At 45.7% G+C, this 10,622-nt stretch carries 14 protein-coding genes and 1 tRNA gene; 7 read left to right on the top strand and 8 right to left on the bottom strand.

All coding sequences use genetic code 11. From position 1 onward, the window contains the following. Nucleotides 1-109: 109 nt before the first annotated feature. Nucleotides 110-1,357, bottom strand: a complete 1,248-nt coding sequence (gene nusA, locus BMZ54_RS04195) for a transcription termination factor NusA (RefSeq protein WP_089906868.1) — start codon at nt 1,355-1,357, stop codon at nt 110-112. A gap of 18 nt (nt 1,358-1,375) precedes the next feature. Beyond that, nucleotides 1,376-1,861, bottom strand: a complete 486-nt coding sequence (locus BMZ54_RS04190; RefSeq protein WP_089906867.1) for a ribosome maturation factor RimP — start codon at nt 1,859-1,861, stop codon at nt 1,376-1,378. Between the two features lie 272 nt (nt 1,862-2,133). Between BMZ54_RS04190 and BMZ54_RS04185 the strand changes: the two genes are divergently transcribed. The 3 genes from BMZ54_RS04185 (at nt 2,134) to BMZ54_RS04175 (ending at nt 3,038) form a co-directional block, all read left to right on the top strand. Then, nucleotides 2,134-2,367: a DUF2752 domain-containing protein gene (locus tag BMZ54_RS04185; RefSeq protein WP_162277468.1), complete on the top strand. Its 234-nt coding sequence runs from the start codon at nt 2,134-2,136 to the stop codon at nt 2,365-2,367. After that, the gene (locus BMZ54_RS04180) at nt 2,364-2,717 is read left to right on the top strand and encodes a TM2 domain-containing protein (protein WP_089906865.1); all 354 of its coding nucleotides are present in this window, start codon (nt 2,364-2,366) and stop codon (nt 2,715-2,717) included. The genes BMZ54_RS04185 and BMZ54_RS04180 overlap by 4 nt, the downstream gene beginning before the upstream one ends. A 69-nt stretch (nt 2,718-2,786) precedes the next feature. Beyond that, entirely contained in the window at nt 2,787-3,038 is a 252-nt protein-coding gene (locus tag BMZ54_RS04175) for a DUF4834 family protein (RefSeq protein WP_089906864.1), read from the top strand. Nucleotides 3,039-3,149: 111 nt separating this feature from the next. On the opposite strand, the gene BMZ54_RS04170 is transcribed toward BMZ54_RS04175, so the two are convergent. Then, nucleotides 3,150-3,779, bottom strand: a complete 630-nt coding sequence (locus tag BMZ54_RS04170; RefSeq protein ID WP_089906863.1) for an HAD family hydrolase — start codon at nt 3,777-3,779, stop codon at nt 3,150-3,152. A gap of 452 nt (nt 3,780-4,231) precedes the next feature. On the opposite strand from BMZ54_RS04170, the gene BMZ54_RS04165 reads away from it, so the two are divergent. The 4 genes from BMZ54_RS04165 to BMZ54_RS04150 all read left to right on the top strand — a co-directional run bounded on the left by BMZ54_RS04165 (nt 4,232) and on the right by BMZ54_RS04150 (nt 7,898). Beyond that, entirely contained in the window at nt 4,232-5,836 is a 1,605-nt protein-coding gene (locus tag BMZ54_RS04165) for an FG-GAP repeat domain-containing protein (RefSeq protein WP_162277467.1), read from the top strand. Between the two features lie 99 nt (nt 5,837-5,935). Then, nucleotides 5,936-6,009: transfer RNA gene (locus BMZ54_RS04160), tRNA-Ile, on the top strand. Nucleotides 6,010-6,186: 177 nt separating this feature from the next. Beyond that, complete coding sequence (locus tag BMZ54_RS04155) at nt 6,187-7,470, top strand: DUF3108 domain-containing protein (protein WP_089906861.1); 1,284 nt, start codon at nt 6,187-6,189, stop codon at nt 7,468-7,470. Between the two features lie 77 nt (nt 7,471-7,547). After that, entirely contained in the window at nt 7,548-7,898 is a 351-nt protein-coding gene (locus BMZ54_RS04150) for a VOC family protein (protein ID WP_089908338.1), read from the top strand. A 2-nt stretch (nt 7,899-7,900) separates the two neighbouring features. Here the strand turns inward: BMZ54_RS04150 and BMZ54_RS04145 are convergent, their stop codons facing one another. From BMZ54_RS04145 to BMZ54_RS04125, 5 genes are read right to left on the bottom strand one after another with little or no spacing between them, the layout of a single operon-like run. Then, nucleotides 7,901-8,212, bottom strand: coding sequence for a hypothetical protein (locus BMZ54_RS04145; RefSeq protein WP_089906860.1), 312 nt, complete (start codon nt 8,210-8,212; stop codon nt 7,901-7,903). A gap of 15 nt (nt 8,213-8,227) precedes the next feature. Then, nucleotides 8,228-9,067 carry a ribose-phosphate diphosphokinase gene (gene prs / locus BMZ54_RS04140; protein ID WP_089906859.1) on the bottom strand — a complete coding sequence of 280 codons (840 nt, stop codon included), beginning with the start codon at nt 9,065-9,067 and terminating at the stop codon, nt 8,228-8,230. Then, complete coding sequence (locus BMZ54_RS04135) at nt 9,030-9,518, bottom strand: nucleoside 2-deoxyribosyltransferase domain-containing protein (protein WP_089906858.1); 489 nt, start codon at nt 9,516-9,518, stop codon at nt 9,030-9,032. The genes prs and BMZ54_RS04135 overlap by 38 nt, the downstream gene beginning before the upstream one ends. Before the next feature lie 10 nt (nt 9,519-9,528). Further along, complete coding sequence (locus tag BMZ54_RS04130) at nt 9,529-10,071, bottom strand: RNA 2'-phosphotransferase (protein ID WP_089906857.1); 543 nt, start codon at nt 10,069-10,071, stop codon at nt 9,529-9,531. Between the two features lies 1 nt (nt 10,072). Then, on the bottom strand, nt 10,073-10,618 hold the full coding sequence (locus tag BMZ54_RS04125; RefSeq protein ID WP_089906856.1) for an NADAR family protein: 546 nt from the start codon (nt 10,616-10,618) through the stop codon (nt 10,073-10,075). Nucleotides 10,619-10,622: the final 4 nt, after the last annotated feature.

Raw genomic sequence — 10,622 nt, 5'->3', positions numbered from 1 at the left:
TTTTCCCATTGTGCTGCAACGGGACTCCATTTTTACATTTAAAAATAATTCAAATATATTCCATTCCAAGCGAACCCAAATCCTGGGAAGGTTTCCAGACGGGGGAACGCTATTCTTTGTCAAACTCTTCCTGTAATATTCTTCTTACGTCATTCACGGTTTCCTCTTCGAGGTCGGAACGGCGTACCAGCTCTTCTGCGGTAAGATCCAGCACGCTGCGTGCGGTATCACAACCTATGCGTTTGAGCTCATCGATCACCCATTCTTCTATTTCATCTGAGAATTCTTCCAGATCCACGTCAAATTCGGTCTGTTCCTGCTCTTCATCGCGGAACACATCAATTTCGTAACCTGTCAATTCGCAGGCCAACTTTATGTTCACACCTTTTTTACCGATGGCCAGGGAAACCTGGTCAGGTTTCAGGTATACCGCTGCGTATTTGTTATCGTTATCTACTTCCTGGCGGCTGATCTTGGCGGGAGTTAAAGCACGCTGAATAAGCAATTGGATATTGGCCGTATAGTTTATAATGTCAATATTCTCATTTCTTAATTCCCTAACTATGCCATGGATGCGGCTACCTTTCATACCAACGCAGGCGCCTACGGGGTCTATCCGGTCATCGTAGGATTCTACAGCCACCTTGGCTCTTTCGCCTGGTTCGCGTACGATCCTTTTTATTACTATCAATCCGTCAAAGATCTCCGGCACCTCAATTTCCAACAATTTAGCAAGGAAGGAAGGATGTGTGCGGGAAAGAATGATGAGCGGAGCGTTGTTCTTAAGTTCTACTTTCTTAACAACAGCACGTACGTTCTCTCCTTTTTTGAAATAATCGGTTGGTATTTGTTCAGATTTAGGCAATATTAGTTCATTCCCTTCATCATCCAATAATAAAACTTCTTTTTTCCATACCTGGTAAACCTCGCCGGTTACGATCTCGCCTACGCGATCTGCGTATTTTTTCACCAGTATGTTCTTTTTGAGGTCACCGATACGGGCGGAGAGGGTTTGTTTGGCGGCCAGGATAGCCCTGCGGCCAAAGTCCTGGATCTCTACTTCCTCGTACAGGTCTTCCCCTACCTGGTAATCAGGTTCTATTTTAATGGCTTCAGAATAGGCGATCTGTGCGTTCTCATCCTCTACTTCTCCGTCCGTTACAATAGTACGGCGGCGTAATATCTCCAGGTCACCTTTTTCTGTATTTACAATTACGTCAAAGTTCTCATCGGAGCCATACTTCTTACGTAAGAGTGTTTTGAACACATCTTCCAATACCTTCATCAACGTTGGGCGGTCAATATTTTCCGCCTCCTTAAACTCCGTAAATGACTCAATCAGGTTAATACTAGCCATTGTTTTGGTAATTATATTTTAAAACACGATGCACACGACGGTGTGCTTAATTTCAGTAAAATGTATGTTTAGCTGTTTAGATAATTTCGGATCCGGTTTTACGCCTTTTTTCCGCGGCGGTGTTTCTTCCAGGGTAAGCTGGTCTTCCGTTACTGCCAACAGGGTCCCTTCTTTAATGGCGCCGTCCAGCAGGGTTACTTCTACCTTGCGGCCAATATTTTTAAGATACTGCCGGTGCATTTTCAGCGGCTCATCCAGGCCGGGAGAGGATACTTCCAGGGAAAAATCGCCATCCGGGAACAGGGCGGCTGCTTCCAGCTGGGCATATAATGCACGATTAAGCTGCACCAGCTTTTCAACCGGGATACCTTTATCCCCGTCTACAAAGACCTTAACATTATTGGTGGGTTTGATCCTCACTTCTACCAGAAAAAACTCCGGTTCGGGAGCCAGTTGCGCTTCTATAATCTGCCGGATCGATGCGATCACTTGTTCATTTGCCATACTTGCTAACGGGAAAAACGAGAAGGGGACCGTTGCCGTCCCCTTCGTTTGAATCAATTTCCTTTTGCAAAATTAGGATTTTATTTTGATCCAAAAACTATTTCTTTAACTTGTATCAAATATTTACAGCAGCGGCAAGGCCCCAGGAGTACGGATTATTAAATGTTTTAATACATTTACATGTTGACCTGCGTATGCATCTTAATACTTATATAAAGCACCTTAACATAGAACTCTTTATATGGCCGTTGGCGTTAGGGCTATTATTTTTTATGGACCCGCACAAAGGCACTACCCTTTGCCCGCTGCAATGGATGGGGCTTAAATGGTGCCCGGGCTGTGGGTTGGGACACGCCATTCATTATGTATTGCATGGGCAATGGGCATTGGCCTGGCACAGCCACCCGCTGGGTTTTTTTGCGGTGCCCATGTTACTGTACCGCAGCTTTCAACTGGGAAAACAACAAGTACAAATATTCCATTACCTTAAAAACAATCCCGCATGAACGACCTTTCATTTGCCATTTTACCCGGCATACAGCATGAAGAGCTGTTATGGCTGCAGGAGCTGACCCGCAATTATACCGACGAACAGAAACAGCGGTTCATGGCTGTTTACCAGGGCCGCCGTAAGGACCCGCAGACTATATTGATCTGTTGCCTGATAGGGCTGATAGGGCCTGCCGGCATTCACCGCTTTTTGCTGAACCAGGTAGGTATGGGTATCCTGTACCTGTTCACCATAGGCTTATGCTGGGTTGGAACTATTGTGGATGCGGTGAACTACAACAAGCTGACCTGGGAGTTTAATAAGAAAGCGGCGATGGAAAGTGCAGCCTTACTGGGATTTAATTAGTTAAAGAAACCTTAAAGAAAGCCGATTGGTTTATACAGGTAGCAGATATTCTGCTACCTTTGTTTTACTATGATCAAATTAATAGCCCTCATATTCCTGCTGTGGTTGTTCTATAAGATCGTTTTTGATTTTATAGTGCCGGTATACCAGTCTACCAAACAGGTAAGGCGGCAGATGAGCGATATCCAGGACCGCATGCGTCAACAATATCAGCAGCAACAACAGGCGCAGCAGGCTGCAGAACAGCAGCATCAGCGTGCCAGCACCCAACAGCGCCCGGCTGATAAGGGTGATTATATAGACTTTGAGGAAGTGAAATAAGGTGGTACTGCAACCTTCAATAATAGTAATTACCTAAAGAAGATAATACTAAAGGATATTCCCTGGCCCTCAGGGAATTTAGCTTGCGGGAATTGAGTTGGCCCCTCTGTGCTATAAGCTAGCGGCCGGTTTAAAAATATCTGCAATGGTTTTGGGCGCCTGTAAATGAATGGTTTGTAACCCCACTGCCCTGGCGCCTTCAATGTTCTGCAACAGATCATCAATAAATAATGTTTCTGCGGGGTTGAGCTGATGCTCATCTATAATTACCTGGTAGGCTTCTTTGTCCGGCTTGCGGTAACCGATCAGGTGCGAGTAATAGGCTTTATTAAAAAAGGCTGCCAGGGAAGGAATGCCCCTGCTTTCCTGCAGGATCTGGTTGAACCTTTCCAGGTGAATCGCATTGGTATTGCTTAACAGGTAGGTATTATAGTGTAGCTGTAGCTGTTGTAACAGCTGCAGGCGTTGCAGCGGAAAGTCCAGCAGCATGGCATTCCAGGCATCTATGATCTGCTGGTCGGTGACCCCGGGCGTTACATATTTCTGCATTTCCTGCAGAAAAACATTTTCTGATACATGGCCGGTTTCCAGCTCATCGAACAGGCGGGAGCCTTTGAACTGGTTGTATAAACTGGTGAAATCCTTAACGCCTAATGCTTCAAAAGCTGTGAAGGTGCGCTGGTAATCCAGGTTGAGGATAACACCTCCCAGGTCGAAAATAATATGTTTGATACCTTGCATGCTGATTAAAATATTTGCAAAGCTGCAAATTAAAGCTGTATTTTAGAAATGTACCGGTACACGTTATGCAACAATTGCCTAATTACTTGTTATTCAAAGGCCCGCTCCCGCGAGGGATGATGTGGCGGAAATATTCGTGTATGCTTTGCCGGTATTTACTGCCTATGAAATTGAAATGCCTGTTATTTAATGGTTGGTTGAAAGGAAGGGGATTGGACCGTAGACCTTCTTTAGACCCCGGATGGGGTTTGTTACCTGTAAACTTATTATTTGGTGGGTTACTGTTGGGAAAGATGATGCAGCGAAAATATTCGTATAGTCCTGGTTTGTTAATTAGAAAACTGGCAAAGTACCTGCTATTTAATGACCCGCTCCCCAAGTATAATAAATACCTGTTTAACCTTGGTTGTAGTCTTTTACCAGCATTATTGCTACTAGCCTGCAATAATGATATGGACCGCATTAACCGGGTAAAACGGGGGAGTGAACTGGCGCAGCAATATTGTGCCTCGTGCCACGCTTTTCCCGAACCCCGTCTGCTGGACAAAACCACCTGGGAAAAAGATGTGTTACCGGCCATGGGAGAACGTTTAGGCATTAACACCTTTAACGGCAGCTATTACAGAAAGCCGGTGCTGTCTGATAAACCCGGCGCCACAGCTAACCAGATCAGTACAGAAGACTGGGACCTGCTGGTGGAATATTATACTACGGTAGCGCCCTGGCAGCCATTACGCCAGCACAGGGATGAACCTTTTAAAAGTCCTGCCCCGCCACTATTCACCACCCACGAACCGGATGAACAAATGGGCGAAGCCCCGCTGGCCAGCTATGTAGGAATGGATACTCTGCATCAGCGTATATGGGTAGCCGATGGACAGGATAGCACGCTGCATATTTATAATAACCAGCTGGAACCTTTACAGCAGCTACGTACGGCGAGCATTGTATCGGATATAATATTACCCGGCGCCTTTACCGGCAACCGTGCCTATGTTACCTGCCTGGGCACCCTGTACCCTTCTGATGCGCTGCGGGGAAGTATACAAACTTTGCAGGATGGTTTGCCCGGGTTGTTAAATGGTCCTGTGAAAGCCGTGGGTGTGCTGGGTTCTTCTAAATTGTTAAAGGCCGGAGCGATGCCGCCTGTTTCGCCAGGTGGTTTAAAAGATAATGCTCAAAATACCCTGCAATGGCTGCCTGAGGTGCTGAAAGATCATTTACCACGGCCCGTACAATTGCAATATGCAGACTTTAACCAGGATGGGATTTCGGACCTGCTGGTATGCGGGTTTGGTTATAATAACGGTGCTTTGAGCTGGCTGGAACTGGATACTACCCGGAAGGTGGCAGTAAAAGAGCATATCATATTTCCCCGCCCCGGCGCTATCAAAGCCTGGATACGCGATGATAACCATGACGGCCGGCCGGATATCTGGGTGCTGTTTGCCCAGGGCGATGAAAGCATCTGGTATTTTGAAAATACCGGTAACGGCAATTTTACACCGCAGCGGATCTTACAATTCCCGCCGGTGTACGGCTCCAGCAGCTTTACCCTGCAGGATATAGACCACGACGGGCTGGAAGATATTATTTATACCTGCGGCGATAACGCAGACCTTTCCCGCATACTAAAGCCTTACCACGGCGTATATATTTATAAGAATAAGGGACACCATAAATTTGCGCAACAATACTTTTACCCGGTGAATGGCTGCTATAAAGCCATTGTTAAAGACTTTGACCTGGATGGTGATGAAGATATGCTGACGATTTCTTTTTTTGGAGATTACGGCCTTCAACCCCAGGAAGGGCTGCTGTACTTTGAAAACCAGGGAGGCTTTAACTATACCGTATATACTTTACCCGCCAGCCGGCTGGGGCATTGGATCTGCATGGATGCAGGCGATATTGACGGTGATGGGGATATTGATGTAGTGCTGGGGAATTTTTCGCAGGGGCCTGCTAACTTTCCGGGTATGGGTAGTCAATGGCGGAATGGGCCGGGGTTTATATTACTGGAAAATAATACCCGTGCTGCCCGAAAAAAGAATTAAAAAATTTATGGCTAATTGAATAAAAAATAATTAATTTTGCCGTCCCTGAAAAACGGGACACCCAGAGAAGTTTAGATATATTTTGTCCGTGAGGACAACGGTCCTATAGCTCAGTTGGTTAGAGCACCTGACTCATAATCAGGGGGTCCCAGGATCATGCCCTGGTGGGACCACTTAAATTGCGAAAGCGCTGATTTTATCGGCGCTTTTTCTTTTTGCAGATGGTGGTTACATTGCTTTCCGCAGATCCTATCTACCTGAAAAAAGGTATAGTGATCTACCCATTTTCCGGTATATGATGCAGCTATTGAATACTCTAATTTTGCATCGCCAGATAAATTATCAGAACTATGCCTTTTCAATTTCGTAACCCGATCCTCATTGCTGCTGTTTCATTGTTACTTGCGGCCAATACTCAGGCTCAGGGTAAATTCGACAGCAAGCTGCTGAAGCCCGGAAGTTATACATTGGCCTGCTATAGCGTAAATGGTGGCAGCGAGTCGGAGATCGGTACATTTACGATCGGGGTTAATACCACAAATGATAAATTATCACTGACCACCATCACCGCCCTTGCCGGGCTGGAGGAGTGGAAAGATACCAGCATATCAGATCTGAGCACCTTCAAACCCATCTACCGTGCATCCCACAATAGCATGAAAGATATGGTGCTGCACTTCGGAAGCGATGTTACCGGATATTATGTTGATAAGAAAACAGGTAAGAAGAATCAGATCAAAGAAGCCGGTGATCAGTATTTCGTTGACAGCTATACCTATCCTTTTATTTTATCGCTGCTTCCGCTGACCTCCGGTTACAGTACCGATCTGTCAGTGTATGAATACAAGCCTACCAACAATAGTAATGTGAAAAAAGCTATTGTGGAGGAAGTGAAGAACAACACCTACATCAGCAAATTCACTGGAAAGCATGATGTATGGGAAGTGGCCGTGGTAGAGCCTTCCACGGATGAAAAGTCTGTTTCTTATATCGACAAAAAGACCCGACGCCTCTGGCAGGTTGATATGTTTACCAATGGCCAGCAGATAAGAATGGTAGATATGGAAACAGACTTCAACTCCATCAAAGCGCCTTTCGATAAAGAGGCTACCATGAAAATGGTGAAAGGAGGCAATGCTATTATTTCAGGACAGGTATTTGCCCGCGACTTCGATGGAGGCAACAGGATGCAGGTGATGAATATCAAGGCCAAGCAGGTAGCTCCCCGTGGTACACAGGTGGTGCTGATCCCGTACAACGACTACTTTAAGGAATGGGTGAAGGTAAACGAAGCCCAGCGGAAAAAAGGCAGGGAAGGCATTGCCATTTCAGATGATGCAGCCCAGTGCATCAAAAGTACCAGCGTTTATGATGATGCCGGACACTTTGAATTTGTAAATCTTATGCCGGGAGAGTACCTGCTGTATACTGAATTTAGATTTAAGCACGGCTATACCCAGAGTGAAGTGGTGGGATATACAGATCATTACATTAACGGTATGTTCCAGGGTACCACTGCCAATACTGTGAACAGGGATTACAGTGTGGGAACCAGTGCCACCGTGAAGAAGGTGGTAACCGTGAGTAAAGCCGGGGAAAAAGTGGAGGTGAAGCTGAAGAAGACGCATGCGTGAGGATAAGTGAGCCAGGGAGTGTATGCGGCTTTTTGAAATATTGGGTATATAATTTTATAAATACATTCATTTTACACATGCCATCCATCTCCCTGATCGTAATTAAAACCGACCAGCTACAGGAACAGGCTGCATTTTACACGAAGCTCGGTTTCACGTTTGACTATCATAAACATGGCAATGGGCCTTATCATTATGCCAGCACAGGCCGTGAGCCGGTACTGGAAATATATCCCTTGCCTAAAGGTGTAGCAACACCGGACAGCACAACCAGACTGGGATTTGTAGTTGAGCAATTAGATATTTTGGTCAAAGAACTCCGGGAGCAAGGCATTACCATAGTAGCTGCACCTGCAACAACTGAATGGGGATATACGGCCATTGTACAAGACCTTGATGGAAGGAAGATAGAACTAACAGAACATTAAAGTCATTCCGAAGAAGATGGCCTTTTGTTACCGCAAGCCGCACAAAACGAAGCTAGTGGCGTTCTATAGGGCTTACCGCATTTTTCACAAGGCGGGCCATATTGTGCAATCCGATGATGCATGATGGCATTCGGTATTGTTTTGGTAAATCCTGTTACCTCCTCATAGTAATCCATTAATTCCTTAAAGCGTTCTTCGTATGTACCCTCTCTTGATCTAATGCTTTTACCATAAAGCTCATAAGCCTTTTTATATTCGGCTTCGTCAAGCATGGGTAACTCCATTCTGCAACGCCAACACCAGAGAATTTTCATAGTTGTTTATTTAACTTACAAATACCTCCCCACTTCCATACACTCCACTCCTTCCACCTTCCTAAAAGAATCCGTCGTATACACCGCATCCACAAACTCAATCTTAGTCCCCTTACTAAAGATCCCATGGCTTACAATTAAATTCACTTTTACCGCGCCTTTCTCTTTCAACATCTTCGCAGTGCCGGCAAACGTACCACCACCATCACAAATATCATCTACAATAAAACAGGTCTGTCCCTGCAGGTTATCGGTAGTGGTTTTAAAATTTGTGAGCGCGCCGGTTTTAACATCTCGCTCTTTCATACATTCTACCACGTTATCTGTTTGTAAGAACTGCGCCAGCTTGTGGATCTTTTTCAGCGCACCAGCATCCGGGGAAACCAGGCAGTAGGCAGTAGTGGGGTATTTCTTAAAATAATCTGCCAGCGCATCTTTTACAAACTGGTGATTAGGCACGGTATAGGAGCGATCGATCAGTGCAGTGGCTACCTCTGAATGCGGATCAAATATTTTAACCTTTTTGAACTGCGCCTGGTTCAGTATAGCAGCAATGATCTTTAACGAGAACGGCTCTCCATCCAGCATTACGCGGTCCATGCGAGCCGCCATGAGGTATGAGATATAAAGCTCCACTGTTTCAAATTCCAGGTAGTCCAATGTGTTTTTGATGAACAGCGCCAGCATCAGGTCATTGGCATTGTCAATCCGGGTAATAAGCTGTACCGGCTCCTGTCGGCTGATGCCCTGCAGGCTGTCCATATCTATTTTGATGTGGGGCTGCCCATCAGGGAATACCATTGTCTTGAAACGGATATCAGATCTTTCCGGGTAAATGAGATTGAGTGTGCTCATAATATTTTGCTGTTATTACTGAAATAATACCTTCTATAGTGGTTACCTGCGGTATGCCGAACCGCTCACAAACAATATCCACGTTGCCTTTACGCCAAAAGCCTTCCGGGCAGCAAACGATCAGCTTTTTAGAATGGGCATGCAAACCTAGCTCCAGTAAGGTAATGGGTGATTGGGTGCCGGGTGCCAGGTACATCACAATTAAATCGGCTGCATCCAATGCGTTCAACTCCCAAGTTACCTGCTCATTAAATGCAGGGTTGGTTATTTCCTGTTTCCACGAGCTGTCCCAATCATCCCGCCTGGGGTTATACAAAATAATATTTTCATCATCCCGGAAGGCATTGCATATCTGTTGCTGCCAGTGAACGGCGCTACCCATTTCAATGCTGCCTGCAAGGAATACGCTATAAGTACCAGTTAATAAGGGATCTGGTGATTGAATGATCATACACGCACATTTAAAATTCAATGTACTTAGCAGGTACCGTGTCTGTTAGCCACACGCCATTTTCTGAAAGATAGAAAGAGATACCGTCCCGGAACATTTGGCCGCTGCGTACAGTCAGGATCACAGGCACACCACGGCGGCTGCCTACTTTCTCTGCCGTTGCTCTCTCCTTACTCAGGTGTACATGCTGCCGGCTCATTTTCAACAATCCCTCCTGCTGAATGTTGTTCAGGAATTTGGCGACGGTACCGTGGTACAATACTTCCGGCGGTTCCTGTGCCACCAGGTTTAATTCAACATTTATGGAATGTCCCTGGTTGGCTCTTATCCTGGTATGATCTTCATTAAAGGCAAAACGCTGCTTATCATTTCCGGCTACTACCATTTCCAGTGTTGCCCTGTCAAATACCTGCCGGTGTGCGGCTGCTTTCGTGATTAGCTCCGCTACATCTGCCCACCCGTTTTCATCCAGCTGCAAACCAATGGTTTCCGGGCTATGGCGGAGTATGAGGCTTAAGAATTTACTGATGTTTTTAATTTGTTTCTCGTCCATGTTATTGGAGTTTGTCCCGTACTTCCATTAAGGCGTAGCCTAACAGATTCTCACCTTTCCATAATAATGGGTTGGTTATGTCTGGATGGTCTGCTGCCATACCAATACCCCAGATTGCATCCAGCGGACTGGCTTCTACCAATACCCTGTCGCCAGTATTGAGCAGAAAGGTTTTTAGCTCTTTGTGCTGTGAAAATTTATGCCAGTTACCGGTAACGACTATACTGAATTTATGTTCGTCCCAAACGGAAGGATCAAAGTTTTTGATTTCCCGCCCCAATTGTTTCACCGCTCCGGGCGCACCGGCCTGCAGTATCTTTTCAATGATGGATGTATCATTGAACAGGCAGGCTTTCCCGGCCATCATCCAATGTTCTGCGGTGGGATAGGTAATGCCATCTACCTTAAACGGCGCCGGCCACCATTGACTGAAACATGTTTTTGTAATACTGCCATCCTTTGATGGCTGATGCCCCCAGAAGAAAATATATTTTAGCTGTTCTCCTGTGTTGTATTTATCCCTTAACCAATCGTTATTATATTTCATGGGG

The organism is Chitinophaga rupis, assembly GCF_900109685.1.
Lineage (GTDB): Bacteria > Bacteroidota > Bacteroidia > Chitinophagales > Chitinophagaceae > Chitinophaga > Chitinophaga rupis.
This window is presented reverse-complemented; position numbering and strand designations above follow the sequence as displayed.